Here is an 18,988-nt window from a genome sequence, read left to right as displayed (position 1 = left end):
AAAGTTAGCAGAGAACCAGAAAGCATCCTACCAAAACAGCAGGCACAATGTATCGAATCACCGGAACAAAATTGCATAACTCACCGCTTGCCCACAAACTTCAGAGGCGAATCAAGCCCCTAACCATAACGTGATCATTTTCACATTTATATATCTTTGCACTCATCGATACCGACCTTAACCCTGTATAAAAATCCGTCACGTTTTTGACGATTGAGGGAACACGGCGATCGATAGCCCTCGCTTTGTCATGAAAATGAAAAACAAATAGGCATAGATTGTCATCGAACCGCTCTACCCTGTCTCTCTCGATAGTGAGATTCGATGTATTCTTTATATGCGGTATTTTTCTTCACAGCCTCTATGGCGTTACCTGGCGGTTGTAATGATTGCGCTGATCGCCGGTTGGTCTGTCTATACCTTGGAAAACCAGCGTCAGCAAAGCCGATTTTCGACCGACGTGGAAAAGCAACGTCACACACTCAGTAAAGCCTTTTCCCAACTCTATGAGCTTCAATTATCGGCGCAGTTGTATCTGCAACAAGAAGGCGGCCTGACACGTGATAAATTCCATGCCTTTATCGATAACCATACCCAAAAGCGCTCTGGGCTTGACAGCGTCATGTGGCTACCTCGAGTCAATCGCGCTGAGTTAAAACTGTTTGCCGCGCAACACGGGCATTATCATCCCTTTCCACCGCTCAATAACCATGCCTGCCAGTGGGTGATGCGGGGTGATACGTTTCCCGCGCTTTACTTGTCCCCCAAAGCTGCGGCAGAGGGCTATTCAGGTTGGCGCGCGGATGCGCAATGCGAGAATACCGTCACCATGGAACGGGCTTATTTTAAGCGCCAGCCCGTCGCGCGATTAATTCACGACGAGCAAGGCCATGGGGTACGATGGTTTGCAGCCATTACCGCACGAGACGGCCAATTAGCCGGTTTTCTCGCCACCACACTTTATTTTGATACCTTTCTACCCACGCTCTGGCAAGATGACACTCCCGCGCCCGATATGGGGCTAATCGCCCGTGAAGCCTTTGGCCACCAGCAAATGTTTGCCACGCACTCAACGCAAGCATTGCAAACATGGCGAAATACTCACTCGCCCGACATCACTATTCCGATTGCGGGAAGTGAAGAAGGGTTAGTGGTCAGGTTTACTCATCTGCGCGGCTTGCACACCGGGCTACTCTACGGGGTGCTGGTCGGGCTATTGGTATTGTCACTCGGCTTATCGGTTCTGGCCAGTTTTTGGTCTTACGCTAACCGACTGTCATTGGCACAACACTTAGTCAACAAGCAGACCCGCCAGCTTACCCATCAAGCACATCATGACACTCTAACGGGGCTGGCAAACCGAGCGGCGCTCGACAATGCCTTGGAGGGCGCACTCCAGCAAGTGAGCGCCCAGTACAGCGAGCATTTTACCTTGCTGTTTATCGATCTCGATCGGTTTAAAGTGGTTAACGACTCTCTCGGTCATGTGACGGGAGATACGCTTCTAAAACAGGTTGCTAAACGTTTGACACAATCGGTCAGTGGCGAGCGCGTATTTCGCTTTGGTGGCGACGAGTTCATCATTTTGCTTAAAGCCGACAGCTCACTGGCATTGGCACAAACCAAAGCCAAGCACCTGCTCCAGGCACTCAGCGCACCTTACAAGGTGGACGAGCATATGATTAACTTGTCCGCCAGCATTGGCATTGCCTCGGTGAACAAGGCCAATGCCTCGGTGACGGATATCATTCAGCAGGCGGATATTGCCATGTATCACGCCAAGCAAACCCGTGATCGCCTGGCCATTTTCCAACCGGCCATGCTTGCCAAAGTCCAGCAACGCTTTATTGTTGAACAAGACTTAAAGAAAGGGTTGGCACAGCAGCAGTTTCACCTGATGTTTCAACCTATTTTTGATGGTGAACATGAAACACTCAGCCATGCAGAAGCGCTGCTCCGGTGGCAACACCCGACGCTGGGGTCGATCTCACCGGCAGAGTTCATCCCAATCGCAGAAGAAACCGGTTATATCATTGAGCTTGGCGACTGGGTGCTCGAGCAAGTCGCTGATGTGCTTGATAGCTGGCATATCCGATTTCCCACTAACCAATGTCCATCTATCACGGTGAATGTGTCGGCCAAGCAGTGTCAGTCAGCCACTTTTGCCGATGACGTCGCCTCACTGATCGCCAGGCACCAGTTTGCGCCCCAGTGTCTGGGGTTAGAAATGACAGAAACAGCCCTACTTGAGCATTCAGAAACGGTGGGGAAGAACTTACATCAGCTTCACGCGCTGGGAATCAAACTGTACCTCGATGACTTTGGCACCGGGTATTCATCCCTCTCTTTACTGCGCCAATATCCGTTTAGCGTGATTAAGATGGATCGCAGTTTTATCATGGATATCGATCAGCCCAACGGCAAAGCGGCGCCCCTTTGTCGAGGAATGATTGCCATGGCACATGCCGTCGGTTTAACCGTCGTAGCAGAAGGCGTCGAGACCAAACAGCAGCTAGGCTGGCTGCGCCAACACCAATGTGACTACTTGCAAGGATATGTGCTCTCTCGCCCGATTGCGCGGACAGCGCTTGAAGATTGGTTGCTGCCAAAATCACACCAGCGAATGGTCTTGGTGCATGGTTGAGGCGACGGTTGTCATGGCTTCGGCGGATGACGTACCCATTCGACATAATGGCGCCGCTTGCTGCAACCACTCGTCGCGCAACACACCGTAGCGGAGTGAGTCATAATACTCACCTTGATAGTAACGGACGGCGCGTAAGCGCCCCTCCTCAGACATTCCTAGCGCTTTGGCACAGCGCATCATCCCCGTGTTCCCTGACCAGGTCGTTAAGCCGATTCGGTTTACTTGGTGACGAATAAACAATTGGTCAATCCACTGCGTCAGTGCACGTCGGCCGATACCTTTGCCCCAGTCTGTGGGATCGAAAATGGTGATCCCCACTTCCAACCAACGCGTGCGTTTGTCTTCCCAGTAAAGAGTGACATAACCGACTGGCTCGTTATCCACACAAATCACCTGTGCCGTGTCACCCACGATGAACCGGCGAAAAAGACCAAAACGAAACGACCAAAACGACACCGGCTCAATGGGTGTGTAAGGCGCATCATACTGTTTCCAGGCACGAGAGTAATAAATATTGCGCCAAAAATAACGGGCTTCGTTTCGCCGCGCGGCTCTCAAGGTAACGACTAAGCGGTTAGTTACATCCACGTCCATGTCGGGTTACTGTTCTCTCTTTACCAGATAATCGGTGACGACCCTGCCCCGTCACAGCGACCGTTTGTCGGTGTGACCCACAAAGGTACCCAGTTTAACTCAATTAACCACCACATTGGCGACCTCCGTCAAACAACCCACTTTTATTGAGTGTAGACGGTTACGCGCAAGACCGACGTCTTGATTGCTGTGAGATGGCCACACCCAGCATCACCAATCCACCGCCCAACAAGTGGTACTGAGTGAGTGTTTCCCCTAGCACAACAACGGCGATAGCCGCTGTCATCACGGGGAGAAGGTTCATGTACATCGCCGTTCGACTCGCCCCATTGAGCGCGATAGCGTGTAGCCAAACCGCTGGAGCAATCACCGAAGCGCCCAAGGCGGCAAATCCCACCAATGGGTAAGCGTCCGCGGGGATCGTAGGACTAGGCGCCATCCACAAGACCGGCAGCAACATGATCACCGCAAACAAGGCTTGTACATACTCTGAGACCCAGTTTGACAGTGCCATCGTCCATCGCTTAAGAAGCACGCAATACAGTGCATATGAGGACGCACACACCAGCATCAGCCCATCCCCCACCGACGCACCAGCGTGAAAAAGAGAAAGCGGTTTGCCCAGCGTCAACATATAGACCAATCCACCGAAGGATAACATGGCCCCGATCCCTGCCCGCGTCGTTAACGGTTGCCCGAGTGTGGGTACACTGATCAATAAACTTAACATTGGTACCAACGACATAATCAGCGCCATATTGGTTGCCGTGGTCGTTTGTGCCGCAAAGTAAGCTACGGATTGATTGGTCACCATCCCGAGTAATGCCAGCACGGCTAAACGTGGCGCTAATCGGCCAACGGCACGTCGTTGTCGCCATACAGTGGGCAGACAAAAGGGCGTTAACACTAAAATGGCAAAAAACCACCGATAGAACGCCATCGCACCAGGTGCAATCACAGTCACCGACATCTTGTTTACAATCGTATTAATCGCCCAGATGAGCACCGCGGCTAACGGCAATAAAAATGGCATGACTGTCTCACAAACTCACACAAAGGATGGATAAAGCAGGTAGTTTACACTGTAAAGCGGCAAATAAAATCCAAGCGAATCGCCAACGGAGCCTAACAGATGGATACTCGGTAAGCGGATGAGGAAGGCAAGGAGAAAAAAGCGGGCAAAGCCCGCTCGGCAAGTGATTCGCCAAATGGTGCCATCAGAGCACCCAATAGGACAAAGGTATCGAGAGGTAGTTTACGTCGATCATCGAAGCTTGTGTCATTACCCTGTCAACAACCTGCAAAATCGGTCACTACCCGCCCATTGCAATATCATCCAGAGCCTTAAGCACTTGCCCATCGAGATGGCCCTCAAACACGCGCTGACAGACTTTTCGTCGCACGGCTAGGCCAGATATCAACTTTTCAATAGAAAGGTGTCTATCATGCTGTTGTTGATTGTAAAACTCGATGGTGCGGCTGAGTGTTTCGTAAGAGACCACTTGCTCACCCACGCGCAACCAATCAAGCTTTTCTAAATACCCCTGACATTCTTCGGTGATCACGGATGAAGGATGCCCTGTCATCGCCGACAACGCGGTAATACTGCGTTGCAACGCTTCCTCAGACGTATACTTTGAGAGCACAATGGTCAGTTCATCTGCATTAATCTCAACCAAGTGCTTACGTTGTTTAACACGACGTCCCAAGCGGCCACTGCTCTTCTCTTTGCGCTGGATCGGTTCAAACTCACCATCAATGATCCCGGAAAGCTGATCAAGGTCTTGGCTGGGTAAGATCTCGTTTCGCAATGGGTTGGGCATGGTGGGGGCCAGCGAACGTTTGCCCTCGTTATACATCTTGGCACGCGAATAGCGGATCACCTCGTCCACGTTGCATTTTATGTCTATGCGGTAGTCAGGGTATTTTTTCTCTTCGTCTTCGCGCGTTAACGTTAAGTGATACCCCCACAAGTTTACCGCAAAGACAGATTCGGTCACCTTCCCTTCCGCCAGCTTTCGCAGCTCCCGGATTAAATCACTGGAAAAACGGCGCCATTCGATATTCCGCGCCATTTTTTGGTTCAGCTCGCTAAGCAACATAGAATCTTCGAGTCGACGCGACATACGGCTTCTGAACAACGAGTAGAGCTGAAACACCAAGGTGTGCTGACGCAATATCTCTGGTGGGAACAAAAAGAAATAATCGCGTGTCATCAACTCTTCAAAGAACGAAGGTTCCCACACCAAGATGTAAAGGTTGGGCTTGATCCTAACCTCACCATCTTCACCTTCTTGAGGCGCTTCCTCCGAGGCGGTAATGGTTCTGGCTAAGAACCGGAATCGGTCACTTTTGAACCCTTCTGGCATGTTTTCACTGAGCCAACGTCCTGTCAGCTCATGAAGCTGAAAGTCAGTAAACTCAATTCTATCGATGCTTTCGCGGATGGCGTCACGTGCAGGACCACTGTCTTTTTTACCCCGTAATTGCAGAATATCGGTGATATAGATGGGGGTTTTGTTGCCAATTGATTGTGTTTGTAGCTCGTAATTAGGCAAATGGTGATCATGGTACTGCACCGTGAGGGTGAACAGGGCGAACAGTGTCATCAGATCATCCACTGTCATGATCGACTTAGCCGAGCGGGTTTCAATGATCGCTTTGGTCCCACTGATCGCCACCATCGATTTTTGATAACCTTTTTTGGTGCGCGGAGGGGCAAGCGCTTGATCAATGATCCCAGCCCAGCTGGTCGGTGAGACCAAAATCTGATCTTTTTCACCAGGCATCATGGGGGGCGTGCCCAGTCCATGCTCACTGAGTAGTTGTCGATTAACTTGTGTTTGCGCTAATGCTTTTGAACGTTTTTGTTTGACTGCATCGCGACTTTTTTCTGTCATTAGGCCTGCACTGCCGAGCGATGAGATCAATCGGCTAGGATTAACAAACTGATGCAGCATGGTTTTGCCCGCGAGTCCTTCTTCAAACCGCACAGGTTGCTGAATGAACAGTCCTAACTGGACAGCGGCACGAAGCCTTTGCTGAATCGCTGCGCGTGTGAGTTGGCCATCTGTCGCATCAACCAATTCTGTGGTGGAGACATACCCGTCTTGAGAGGCAAAGCCCCGCACTGAAATTAAGTTCAGCAGCTCTAGAATGCTTTTGGTTACCCCTTTAAAGTGTTCATACTGTGCAAGCCAATCAATCAACTGATCATGAACGGCAAACAAATGCCCGTCTTTGTGGGAGCGAGGGGCTTTTATCAAGATTTTTTCGGGTTTACTGGCATTCATGTCAGCTTAAATCCTTTGTCACGAGCATACTCAACGCGCATTTTTAATTGAATTGACGGAAACCGTAAATCGATCACTCTTCCAGGGAAAGACTAATAAAAAAAGAACCAAAAAGAAAGATCTTTTTTATTGTGCTTTTTAACTGATCTTTATGATTATTCTGATCTAATTTGATGATCTGATCTTATGATCCAAACAATTGGATTTATATAACATTCTGATTTTTATGAAGTATAATTTTACCTTCCTCGAAAGCATGATCATCAAAGTCTCGGAGACATGATCATCACCACGCACCAACGATGATCAAGTAAGGCCCGCATCAATGATCAACATCTTACCGCATTGATGATCAGATAATAACGGCAACGATGATCAAGCGTGATACACATCTTATCCACAGTGATAGGCTATCGCTGACGATGATGTTATTCGATTTAGTGACTAAACGGGCGAATGGGACTTAGGAACAATGATCAAGACAGCGCTTTTTTAGCCGATCCGATGAAAAAGCGTCCATGTTGTTGGTTAGGCTAGCGGCTATTTCACGCTTATCCAGCAAATCGAAATGACATTGACAGTATAACCGTCACCGGGATGTATGTGTCCGGTTATTGGAACAATGATCATGAAGGGGATCGTGCTGTTCGATCATCTTGACCTAACCCCTTGTTTCGTCCACTGGAGACGGAGAGGAGGATAGGATCCTTCTCGATCCCTTGTTACACCTGACGTTATCCGTAATTTGGCGGTTTGATTATATCGTTCCGAACAATGGGACATTGTATAAGCGTTTACAGCAAGTCTTGATCATTGTTCCGTTGAATAGCGATATACGCCGCGTGGATTTGCAGAGGATTTAACCCATAATACCGCTTGATCATGTTTCCTAAGTGATGCGCTTACGCTCGAAAGCATGATCAAGTGATGGCGTCCATGAAGGCCATACACCTTGATCATCGTTTCGGGAAAAATGATCAAAACCGTAGTAAGCGATCGGGTGAGCGACAAATGGGGATGTTTTTCAAACCAACTTCCCTGCTTCAGGGTTAAGTCACGATAAACTCAGTTCAATGACCGGATACCGTAAATTAGCCATTCAAAGATAAGCTTCCGGTTATTCGACTTGTTTACATTGTAAATAAGTGACGCTGTGACATTTTAAATGTGCTGAACTTATCGTAGGTTTGTCGAGGTGAGGATAAGCGGATATTTGTCGCTATTTTCATCAATCATCCAAGATAACAATTGTGAGCAGGATCTTTATTTGATTGGCTTTTGTTCACCTTTTTATTGTTTTGACTGGAATGTGCTGTACAATCGGCAATTATTTCTCGTTAAGGCGAAAAAGAATATGGATAGGGAAAAGACGATTGAAAACCTTCGCAACATCGCCGCGCAGACGAAACAGGTTCAGTCTGATCGGGTCGAGATTGTGATGGAAGAGCGCCACGACCAACTCTTTCCACCGATGTCAAAAGCATTAATGGAAACGCGTTCTGGATTAACGCGGCGAAAGCTTGATGAAGCGATCTCTCGCATGGAGCAAGAGGGGCATCAGTTTACTAAAAACAACGCTAACCATTATTCGATTACACTCGATGAGGCGCACCAAATCATGGATGCGGCGAACGTGCCGACCTTTCATGAGCGTAAAGGAAAAACCCATAAGCCCTGGGTGGTGAACATCCAAAACCAGAAAGGCGGAACCGGTAAATCCATGAGTGCGGTGCACTTAGCGGCGTGTATGGCCCTCAATTTGGAAAAGCGTTATCGCATTTGCTTAATCGACTTGGATCCACAAGGCTCATTGCGACTGTTCCTCAATCCACAAATTAGTTTGACCGAGCAAGAGGGGATTTACTCCGCCGTTGACGTCATGTTGGATAATACGCCCCAGCCTGCAGACAAAGACTTCATGATGCGTAATGTCCTATTGCCGACACAGTACCCAAACTTAAAAACCATGGCGGCCTTCCCAGAAGACGCGATGTTTAATGCTGAGGCGTGGCAAGCGTTAGCAACGAGCCAGTCTCTGAATGTGGTTGAGTTGCTGCAAGAAAAAGTCATCGACCCAATCAGTGATGAGTTTGACATTATCATGATAGATACAGGCCCGCATATCGATCCGCTGGTATGGAATGCGATGTATGCTTCAAACTCGTTAGTGATCCCTTGTGCGGCAAAGCGCCTTGACTGGGCGTCGACGGTGAACTTTTTCCAGCATCTGCCACAAGTCTATGAGATGTTCCCTGAAGACTGGCATGGCCTCGAGTTTGTGCGGTTGATGCCGACTATGTTTGAAGATGACAACAAAAAACAGATTTCGGTCTTAACGGAAATGAATTATCTTTTAGGTGAACAAGTCATGATGGCGACCATTCCAAGAAGTCGCGCCTTTGAGACCTGCGCCGACACGTACAGCACAGTGTTTGATCTTACCTCACAAGACTTTGAGGGCGGTAAGAAGACGTTGTCGACAGCCCAAGATGCCGTCCATCGTGTCGGTTTAGAACTTGAGCGTGTGCTGCACAGCCACTGGTCTCAGCTCAATCAGGAGTAATCACGAAAAATGGCCATTAAGACCTCTGATTTAAATGCGCGTTTGTTTGCCAAAGCAGACAAGCGACGAGCGACGACAACGCAAGAAGCTCAGAGTGCAGCGAGTGAAAAAGCGGCAGTCATTGAGCTTGCGGTCGCCGGTGAACACACGGTTGAATTTGAGCTGGTAAAAGTCCCTGCCAGTGAGATCCGAGATAAAACGACCGTCTTTGATAAGAATGCGCGAGAGCAGTCATTTCTGAATGAACTCGCGTTATCCGATATTTTGGTAACGCTAAAAGCACATGGCCAGCAGTACCCTGCAGTGGGTCGTTGGCTTGACGATGGTCGTATCGAAGTCCTCGACGGTAGCCGACGCCGCATGTCGTGTCTGATTGCAGACCAAGATTTCTTAGTGTACGTGGCCAAAGGCATTAGTACGCGCCATGCTAAATTCTTGTCAGATGTCGCCAATGCGCACAAACCCTTATCGCTTTATGAACGCGGTAAAGAGATGCAGGCAATGTTAGACAGTGGTGAAGTGAGTGACCAAAAAGCATTGGCGAATGCGTGTCAGTGTAGCGAAGCCTTGGTCAGCGGCGCCCTAAAAGCCGCGGCCCTGCCCTTACCGCTACTCCAGGCCTACCCGAGTGTGTCGGAGTTGGGACGGCCGACGATTGTGAAGTTGCACCGCTTGTATTTTGGCCTTGATGCGTCTTTGCAACAACAGCTGGTTGCTAAGCTTGGTGACACGCCTTTATGGCAACAGGTCGATGCGCAAGGCGTGACGCGTATTACGCGAGAAGTCACCCAGTTGATTGAGCAGTTTAAGGATGAACTGGTTGCGCCGACATCTACTGAAAAAGAGCAAGCGCAAACACTGCTTGAAGGGCGAGCGTCATACCGACGCAAAGGCAACAATTTGAATATTAACCTCAAGAAAGTCAGTGACGAAGACGCAGAGCGTATTTTAGCGCTGATTAAGCAAACACTCGATAGCTAATCTTTTTGCCGAAAATGACAAAGTAAAAACGACATGCCTGGCGTGTCGTTTTTTTTTGCGTGTTATCATCCCCTATCCGCTTGGTAAAAAGCCTTATGGAAACATGATGACATCACCCACATTGGAAGACTTTTTTGCGCCGCTGATCTTACGTGCAGCCCATCACTCCCACCGTCAACTGGTTTGTGTCGATAAGGATTTGGCGACTGTGCTAGCCGGCTTTGATGAGACACAAGCCCCGTTAATTGTGGGAAGCGCTGAACATGGTTTGAGTTGGCGCCAGGCTCAGCAAAAGTTAGGACAAGAGTGTGGTCATATCGTGGTGGAGGTGAACGCGCAATTTAACGCGGAAGCTTTTTGCGCCATCGTCGGTTGCTGTCGCGCGGGGGCGCTCATTGTGCTCCGAATTGCCGCCGGCGTTGAAGATATGCCGCCATCCGTGCAACGTCTTCTTCGCTGTTTGAGTGAAGATGATAGCGTCGCATTTCATTGTCATTGGCAACACCGGTTACCGCGAGAACGTTCGGTGCGACCCCAAACGCATTCAGTCACCCAGAAAGATGCGATTGCTGCGGTGGAGAAAGTCGTGACCGGACATCGGCGCCGTCCCCTGCTGCTTAGCGCTGATCGAGGTCGGGGTAAATCGGCCGCATTAGGAATGGCCGCGGCTAACTTGATGATGAAAAAGCCAAGGCGCATCATTGTGTCATCGCCTTCCCCTGCCCATGCATCAACGCTTTTTCATCATCTGAAAGCCACCCTTCAGGTTGATGACGCCGGTCAAAAAATCGATTATCAAGGAAGCCAGATACGCTTTATCGCGCCTGATGCGCTGTTGCAAGACGCGCCAGCGGCAGACTTGTTACTGGTTGATGAGGCCGCGGCGATCCCGCTTCCAATCATAAGCCAATGGCTTAATCAATACAGTCGCGTCGCGATTGCCACGACAGAGCATGGCTATGAAGGGACAGGACGGGCTTTTACGCTCCGACTCAAGCAAATGCTGGATGCAGAGCAGCCACAATGGCGTACCTTAAAGCTCACCGCCCCCATGCGATGGGCTGATGATGATCCGGTTGAGCGTACCTTGAATGCCCTCTTTTTACTCAATGGCGACGACGACTTAGCGACGGAACGGGCCGATATGCTTGAGACCGAGTGGGTTAAAAATGTGGTGATTGAACCGATTAGCCGTCACCAGTTGTATCAAGACGAGGCGTGTTTACGGCAGTTATTCACATTACTGATCGCGGCCCATTATCAAACATCGCCTAACGATTTAGCCCGTCTTCTGGACGATGACGCTCTCTTAATCTTTGCCGGCTGGCGCAACGATAAGTTGGTTGCCGCGTGTGTCGTGAGTCAAGAGGGTGGGGTTGATTGGCAAACGTGCCAGGCGGTCGTTGCGGGGCAACGCCGGATAAAAGGGCATCTGTTTAGCCAATCTGTCGCCGCGCATTTGGGGGAGGCTGAGGTCTTGCACGACAGGCTTTGGCGCGTGCAACGTATTGCCGTATCCGAGCCCTATCGACACCAAGGCGTCGGTCGACGGTTGCTCGCCGTCGTGAATCAACACGCGGCTGAAGCCTCGGTAGTTGGGGTAGGGGTTAGCTTCGGTGCAACCGCATCGTTGACGCCGTTTTGGTTTAAGCAAGGGTTTAAGCCGGTTAAACTGGGATTGAAACGCGATCAAGCCAGTGGCTGCTACTCACTGCAAATGATTAAACCTATCCAGCCATTGAGATGGTGTGATCTGGCGTTGCGCTTGTTTAGGCAAAGTCTTCCCATTCAGATGCTCACTAGCCATCAACGGATGGAAACGGACATTGCTATGTCTATCATTGCAGGGTTACCAACCACACCGCTACCGGAGGAAGTAAGACAACAACTCGATGGGTTTGTAGCCGGTGGTGTAGGAGTCGATGCTGCCCTATCGAGTCTACAGGCTTGGTTATATCATCATATTCGTTGTGACGGGAAAAAGGGCGAGAACGCCACACTCCCAATTCTGGTTAGCCGTATTTTGTTAGGGTTGCCTTGGTCTGTGGTTTGCACCCGATATCAGCTTGCGGGAAAGAAGGACGCGGAATCTCGAATACGGGACTATGTTCACATGCACCTGACGACATGAGCGATTTACACTGTAAACGAAACACGCGGCATTGGCTTGATTTACAGTGTAAACGCTGTCACGCTTGACACGTATTTACACTGTAAATCGTTCTAATGTCGATCATTGTGGGGAGCATGAAGAGGGTCAATGAATTAATCCTACCCTGGTCACGTTTTTATCAGTGATCCTGCTCCCATAAACGATAAACCTGTATAATTTATTATAAATGAGACAATTGCGCACACTGGCATTGGATTTGGACTAATCTAGTCAGTGACGACAGTCGAGCGTAACGTTCCACAAGATGATGGAGCAAGCGCGTTGCCAAGTGGTTTACTGGGCTAATAAAGCCGCCACAAGGATCAGATAGGCAGGAAGCGAGATGCTAGACGATATCCTCCGCGTCTCTCAGGATGGTCAGCGTGTATATTTATCGGCAGGGAACGTCGAGCATACAAATGGCCAACCCATAGAGAAAAAACAGATTAAGGACTGGTTGGTGAGCAATCAAGTCGATGGCTTTTTTTGTTTTGATGATACGATAGAGTCAGCCCTCACCAAGTTAAATGCCTCGCCGGATGATGCTGAGTCGGAAGATTTCATTATAGCAGAACGCCGTGATGCAACTATCGAGGCGCGTATCGCCGATGATAAAATGACGGCCTATTTGATCGTTAACGGCGCTTGTGGCGGGCGTGGACTGAAAGCCGATGACATTCTTTCGACACTGCGTGATGCTAATATTGTTCGAGGGATAAAAAAACCAACCCTGCAAAAACTTCTCTCCGCATCAGGAAAGCTCAAACCTGGTGAATATCTCGATGTGCCCGTTGCATTCGGCCGACAGCCTATCGCCGGCGAAGATGCACACCTTGTCTATCTCATTGAAGATCCTACCGAGCGTGTTCGTCGTCCCAAACAGCGTGAAGATGGAACCGTTGATATGCGTGATTTGGGGGAAATGGTGATGGTGAAGCAAGGACAGCCTTTAGCCAAACTGATCCCAGAAACGTCGGGTTATGAGGGCTTCACGGTCACTGGCTCAGTGTTGTCGACCTCGTCCGGTCAGCCAATGACACTCACCGCTCACCCAGGTAGTGAGTTCAGTAACAAAGATCCGAATATTTTGGTGGCGACCATGGCCGGGATCCCTCGGTTACAAAAAGACGGCGTGGCTGTCGATGATGCCTTGAGCTTAGATGCGGTTGATGTCGGTACTGGGCATGTCAACTTTGAAGGCAGTGTGGTGATTAAAGGGGATGTCGAAGTGGGTATGAAGGTCACGGCATCGGGAACCGTCACGGTAGGAGGAGTGGTAGAATCGGCGACCATCACCGCCGGTGCCGACATTATTGTCCAGAACGGGATTATCGGCCGACAAGTTGCAGCCGATTCTGATATTAATTGTACCCTGATTGCGGAGGGCAATATCGTTGCCAAGTTCGCGCAGTATGCCACGCTCTGTGCCAATCAAAACCTAGAACTTACCTTGCATGCGATGCACTGCAAAACACATGTGGGGCAGTCAATCATCATTACTGATGCCACCAAGCGCAAAGGGACATTAGCGGGCGGTCAACATGAAGTCGGTGAGAAAGTACAGGCGGTGATTATCGGCGCCAGCGCAGGGGCGCATACGTATATCCATTGTTTCCCGCGTCTGCCGATACTTAAACGGGAACTCGTCAATCTAAACAAAAGCTGGGAAGAGAAAAGTGCCCAACTGGACAAGATCCAGGCGGCAGAGAAAAAACTTGACGCTGTTCCAGAAGAGAAGCGCGACGCCGCGATGGTGGAAAGAATAAGTTCGACACGCGAGCACCTTTCTACCGAGCTAAGTGAAATAGAAGCCACGGTGGAAGAAACAGATGCGGCGATAGAAAGCGGATACAAAGCCGCCAGTATCATTGCGACTAAGTCATTACTGAATCGTGTCCATTGTACTATCGGCGAAGACAAGCACGTGATTCACTCAGAGCATGGTCCATCACATTTGTTTTATGATAATGCGGCGATTGAATTAAAGCCGTATCAAGCCAATGGTTAATGCTGGTTTACAGTGTAAACTGTTAGCCAACCTTACGGATTTTCCCTTCTTTTAAGGCTTGAAGTACCGCTTTTTTCGGGCCATCTGCGACCACACATCCTTCCTCCATCACAATAAGACGGTCAACCACATCCAGCATGCTGGTTTTGTGGGTACTGAGAATGAGTGTCTCCTCTCTGCGTAAATCTTTTAGCTGGGTCTTAATGAACTGCTCTGTGCGGTTATCCATCTGACTGGTTGGCTCGTCGAGTAAAACCACCGGTGGGCGGCCTAAAAAGGCGCGAGCAATTGCAACGGCTTGCCGTTGTCCCCCGGACAATAAGGCACCGCCTTCTCCAACCTGTCTTTCTAGTCCAGAGGCATGGCGTTGGGTGAAACTTAACACACCGGAACGGGTCGCGGCGTCCATAATATCAATATCATCAGCGAGTGGTTGGCCTAGGGTCATATTGTCTCTGATTGAGCCAAAGAATAGGGTCGGCTCTTGAGGAACAAAACCGACATTGCGACGCACGTCGATATAATGAAGCTGTGAGATATCGGTATCATCGATGGCAACCGAGCCTTGGGTGGGAGAATAAAGACCGACTATCAGACGGGCAAGCGTTGTTTTTCCTGAACCCACCCGGCCAATAATACCGACTTTTTCTCCCGGATAAATACGAAAGGACACCTGGCGCAAGGCGAGGGCAGTGGTGTTGGGGTAATGAAAGTCAACGTTGTCGAGTTCGATTTTGCCACGCAGCATCGGGCGATGAATATAACGTTTACCCTCGGTTTGTTCCGTGGGCAATGCCATGAGTTGGTCGATAATATCGAGTGCTGATTTTGCTTGGTGATAGCGCGTGGATAACAAAGATAGCTGAACCAAGGGCGCTACCGCTCTTGAGCTGAGCATGCTTGCCGCAATCAATCCCCCCATTGTCAGTTCGCCTGCGGCTATTTGGTAGACACCAAATACAATCATACTGACGATGACAAACTGCTGAACAAAACTGGCCGAGTTATGGACCGAGTCTGTGAGACGACGTGTTTTGATGCTCCAGTTTGCCATATGGGCAACGGCTTCTTCCCAGCGATACTGAAACTGACTCTCTGCCCCGAATATTTTAATGGTCTCAAGCCCTGATAAGCTCTCTATGAGGTTGGCGTTCTTTTGTGAAGAAAGACGTGTCCCTTCCTCAATCGTGCGCCTCAGGGGCTTTTGGATCAGCCATGCGTGGATAACCAGTAACGTAACCGCAATGATAGGGACGATCACCAAAGGACCGGCGACAAACCAAATCACGAGTAAGAAAATGATGGCAAAGGGGAGATCGATGAGTGTGGATATCGACGCAGAGGTAAAGAACTCGCGAATGGATTCAAACTCTTGCATATGTCGCGCAAATGCCCCCACTGAAGGTGGTTTGGCGTCCATTCTCACCCCGATGACTTTGGCATAGATACGGGACGAAATAAGCAAATCCGTTTTCTTACCGGCAATATCAATAAAGTAACTACGGAGCAACTTAAGGAGTAAGTCGAAGACAAAAATGACCAAAATCCCACTGGCGAGCACCCAAAGTGAATCGAAGGCCAAGTTAGGCACGATTTTGTCGTAAACGAGACGAGAAAAGAGTGGCACACTGATCGCGAAGGCATTAATAAAGAGTGAGGCGATTAAGACATCTCGGTAAATATGACGCGATTGCCAAAGCGTGCCCCAAAACCAGTGGCTCTCATCCTTCACTTGTGCGTCTGGCGCGCGTTCATCAAAGCGGTATTGCTTTTTCAGTAAAAAAAGGCGTCCCAGATAGGCATCGTTAAGATCATCAAGCATCACCCAACGAGGTGTCATATCCGCATGCGGCAAAACGATTTCCGCACGCCCCTTTTTTGCATCCATTTCGAGTACGACGCACGCGTCGTTATCTTTCATTAGCAAAATGGCTGGGCAGAGCAGCGAAGAGAGGCGTTCGAGCGGCATCGTTTCTTCTTTCGCGACAATCCCCGCTCGTTCAGCCGCGCGGGGAAGTAAAAAAGGTGAGAGGTAGCCGTCGGAGATAGGGAGTCCAGACACAAGGGCATCGGGGGAGTTCGCGTTACCGAAGTAACGCGATACATAAATCAATGATTGCAGGAGCGGATCTTTAACCATGGCTGTCCTGAGTGTTATTGAAGATATAGCCTTGGAAACCATTGACGAAAAGCTCGGAAAGGTGAGCAAGTTGTGCGTCTGTTTCCACGCGTGTCGCGATAGTGGTGATATTTAGGTTATGCGCGGTGCGACAAATTGATGCCAAGACATGCCCTTGGGCATCGTCTTCTATATGGCTGGTATAGGCAAAGTCTATTTTTACGTAATCGGGCTTAAAGCGTTGTAAGTAATCCAAAGACTGGAAGTTGCGACCATAATTATCGACGCCAAATTGGAAGCCTGCTTGGCGGATTTGATCGATCAACAAGCCAGTGTGATCAGCATGACGAACAAAAGCGACCTCTGGGATCTCAAATAACAGTTGGCCGGCCAGTTTGCGGTGCTGATACAAGGTTGTTCCCAACCAACGAATAAACGACGCATTGGTCACACTACTCAAGGTGAGATTCACCGCCAATGGCCCGACACTGGCGTCTTGAGATAATGTCTTAAGCACGTGAGTAATGACATACTTATCGAGGGTCTCACCCAGCTGGAGCTGTTCCACGGCCCCTAAAAAGTGCCCAGCCCCATAATACTGGTCGTCTTTTTCTATCGCAGAAAAGACCTCTTGATGCAGTCGGTTTGATTCGCTGTCTGTGGCGGGTTGGTATTTGAACACAAACAGCTCTTGTGCGACGGCTTCATGCAGCAGTGCTTTCCATTGCTGTTTACCCATTGCAGCGTCACCGATGGATTGGTCAATCAGTACGACAGGGTGCTCTGGCGTATTGCGTGCTTGTGATAAGGCATTATCTGCTTGTGACAGTAGCACGCTGGCATCCTGGTTCCCGCCGCCATTGATAGCTAACCCAACCGCTACCTTAGGTGGCGTGAGGCCGGTCGGATCCGCTTGCATGTCCACGACCATGGCGAGCACACTCTCGCCGAGCAAGCGTAAGTCATCAGGGTCTGAATTCGGGGCTAGGATCACAAATTCATCTTTGCTCAAACGCGCTGCGGTCATGTTGTCGTCGCTGATAATCGTGGTAGTGAGGTTATTCGCAAATTGCTCAACCACACGGTCCCCCGCTTCGAAGCCATGGTTTTTATAGGCCTCCCCAATGAGGTCCACTTTAATTAACGCCATACCGCCAACACCAGACTCGGTTAACCAAGATTTAAGCTGGCCAACATAGAAGCTGCGGTTACCGAGGCCAGATACCGCATCTCGATAGGCGGTTTTACGTAACCGGTCGGCCTCTTTTGCTTGTTGTTCAAAGTAGTTTTTGAGCTGATCGGTCATGACATTAATGGCATTAACCACGGTTTTAAGCTCTGTCGTGGGAGGAAGCGGAATGGGATCACCAAATTTGTTTTTGGCGATTTCGCCCGCTTTGGCCGTAATGCGCGCAAGCGGTCTCAGAGAGCGCTGTAATTGCCAGCCAATGATCACGGACGCAACCAAAAAGATGACCACCATAATGGTCCCCAGTTGGACAAATGATTTCCATAGTTGCTTATATGCATACCCTGGGTGCGCGACCACTTCGACTTCGGCAAGTTGCATCCAACCACTGGTGATGGTTTGTTTTTCTGTGATCACAGGAAAAATATCGAGATCGATAAACCACTGGGGAACGCCCTGAATTTGTACCGGGTACTCGCGAACAATCTCGCTGTTATCTGACAGCAAGGTCAAATTAACCTCGCGGTAAAAGCCGCCATCAAAAAACGCATTGATCACTGACTCGGCGGCGACTTTATCATCCGATTCTAAATAGGGTGCCAAGGCTAACCCCATCGAATTGACCGTGTTGTTGACATCAGAGGTTTGCTGATTGAGTAAAAAGTTGCGAGTGGTATTCAGCTCGATACCGAAGACGGCCAGCACTATGCAGAAGAAAATCACTAGCATCCATGAGAATATTTGGTTGAATAACGTCATCGGTGTTTACCTATCAAATTGTCTAATCGGTTTTTGCATCTTTAAGGTGTCGATACGGCTACGTAAATCATTCCAAAGGCCAAGTCGGGAGGCGTTGCCAGCAAGCTCGCCTTGGCCGCGTTCTTTCATTAACCATAGTCGGCTACCATTAAAGCTATATATAGGAAGCAGGTCGCGTCTTAACGACGCACGTTTAATTGCTGGATCTAAGTTATCGAGTAGCACCGGCTCGGAGGACGGTGTTGGGTAATACGCAACGACCATATGAAATTGGTCGAGACGGATTGCTTTTACGTACACCAGGCGCAGCTTTTTATCATCAATGCCTAACTCGCGAAGCGAAAAGTATTTTGCGATACTAAAATCTTCACAATCACCGGCGGCGGCACCAAGAAACTCTAAAGGCGTTGCCCAGTAGTCTTTTTTTCCCCATAGGTCGATATCATCGACAAAGTACATCTGATTAAAAAAATCATTCACCTTGCGCAGCTTTTCTTGCTCTGATAAGCCTTGGGTCTTTTCCACCATGTTGCGCCATGCCGTGACACGCTTACCCGCGCGTTCACCATAAAAGCTCGATACTTGCCCCACCCAGCGTGACTCTTTGGTGGTCAGACTCATCGCGCTGAGAGAGAGCAACAAACATAACCCGGCAATATGCCATTGCTTCATAAATGGTTTCG

11 protein-coding genes are annotated in these 18,988 nt (G+C 49.4%); 5 read left to right on the top strand and 6 right to left on the bottom strand.

The annotated features are described in order from the left end of the window. Positions 1–385: 385 nt before the first annotated feature. Positions 386–2,644 (top strand): bifunctional diguanylate cyclase/phosphodiesterase, encoded by a 2,259-nt coding sequence (locus tag BGL48_RS00905; RefSeq protein WP_069360886.1) that lies wholly within the window; start codon positions 386–388, stop codon positions 2,642–2,644. On the opposite strand, the gene BGL48_RS00900 is transcribed toward BGL48_RS00905, so the two are convergent. The 3 genes from BGL48_RS00900 to BGL48_RS00890 all read right to left on the bottom strand — a co-directional run bounded on the left by BGL48_RS00900 (position 2,612) and on the right by BGL48_RS00890 (position 6,534). After that, positions 2,612–3,241 carry a GNAT family N-acetyltransferase gene (locus tag BGL48_RS00900; protein ID WP_069360885.1) on the bottom strand — a complete coding sequence of 210 codons (630 nt, stop codon included), beginning with the start codon at positions 3,239–3,241 and terminating at the stop codon, positions 2,612–2,614. The genes BGL48_RS00905 and BGL48_RS00900 overlap by 33 nt on opposite strands. 160 nt (positions 3,242–3,401) lie before the next feature. Continuing rightward, the gene (locus tag BGL48_RS00895) at positions 3,402–4,274 is read right to left on the bottom strand and encodes a DMT family transporter (protein ID WP_069360884.1); all 873 of its coding nucleotides are present in this window, start codon (positions 4,272–4,274) and stop codon (positions 3,402–3,404) included. A 280-nt stretch (positions 4,275–4,554) separates the two neighbouring features. Further along, positions 4,555–6,534, bottom strand: coding sequence for a replication initiator protein RctB domain-containing protein (locus BGL48_RS00890; RefSeq protein WP_069360883.1), 1,980 nt, complete (start codon positions 6,532–6,534; stop codon positions 4,555–4,557). 1,354 nt (positions 6,535–7,888) lie between these two features. On the opposite strand from BGL48_RS00890, the gene BGL48_RS00885 reads away from it, so the two are divergent. The 4 genes from BGL48_RS00885 (at position 7,889) to BGL48_RS00870 (ending at position 14,238) form a co-directional block, all read left to right on the top strand. Next, the gene (locus BGL48_RS00885; protein ID WP_046076018.1) at positions 7,889–9,097 is read left to right on the top strand and encodes a ParA family protein; all 1,209 of its coding nucleotides are present in this window, start codon (positions 7,889–7,891) and stop codon (positions 9,095–9,097) included. 9 nt (positions 9,098–9,106) lie between these two features. After that, the gene (locus BGL48_RS00880) at positions 9,107–10,078 is read left to right on the top strand and encodes a ParB/RepB/Spo0J family partition protein (RefSeq protein WP_069360882.1); all 972 of its coding nucleotides are present in this window, start codon (positions 9,107–9,109) and stop codon (positions 10,076–10,078) included. Positions 10,079–10,184: 106 nt separating this feature from the next. Next, a complete protein-coding gene (locus BGL48_RS00875) occupies positions 10,185–12,209 on the top strand; it encodes a GNAT family N-acetyltransferase (RefSeq protein ID WP_069360881.1) in 2,025 nt (674 codons plus the stop codon). A gap of 364 nt (positions 12,210–12,573) precedes the next feature. Then, complete coding sequence (locus BGL48_RS00870; protein ID WP_069360880.1) at positions 12,574–14,238, top strand: DUF342 domain-containing protein; 1,665 nt, start codon at positions 12,574–12,576, stop codon at positions 14,236–14,238. A 22-nt stretch (positions 14,239–14,260) separates the two neighbouring features. On the opposite strand, the gene BGL48_RS00865 is transcribed toward BGL48_RS00870, so the two are convergent. The 3 genes from BGL48_RS00865 to BGL48_RS00855 are packed head-to-tail and all read right to left on the bottom strand — an operon-like array spanning position 14,261 to position 18,977. Continuing rightward, the gene (locus BGL48_RS00865; RefSeq protein WP_069360879.1) at positions 14,261–16,378 is read right to left on the bottom strand and encodes a type I secretion system permease/ATPase; all 2,118 of its coding nucleotides are present in this window, start codon (positions 16,376–16,378) and stop codon (positions 14,261–14,263) included. Next, a complete protein-coding gene (locus BGL48_RS00860; RefSeq protein WP_069360878.1) occupies positions 16,371–18,305 on the bottom strand; it encodes a bifunctional diguanylate cyclase/phosphodiesterase in 1,935 nt (644 codons plus the stop codon). Before BGL48_RS00860 ends, BGL48_RS00865 begins: the two co-directional genes overlap by 8 nt. 6 nt (positions 18,306–18,311) lie before the next feature. Next, positions 18,312–18,977, bottom strand: coding sequence for a transglutaminase-like cysteine peptidase (locus tag BGL48_RS00855; RefSeq protein ID WP_069360877.1), 666 nt, complete (start codon positions 18,975–18,977; stop codon positions 18,312–18,314). Positions 18,978–18,988: the final 11 nt, after the last annotated feature.

It is taken from the genome of Salinivibrio sp. SS3 (genome assembly GCF_001722105.1).
In the GTDB taxonomy this organism is placed as follows: Bacteria; Pseudomonadota; Gammaproteobacteria; order Enterobacterales; family Vibrionaceae; genus Salinivibrio; species Salinivibrio kushneri.
Note: the sequence above shows the minus strand (reverse complement) of the source record. Positions and strands in the feature narration are given on the sequence as shown.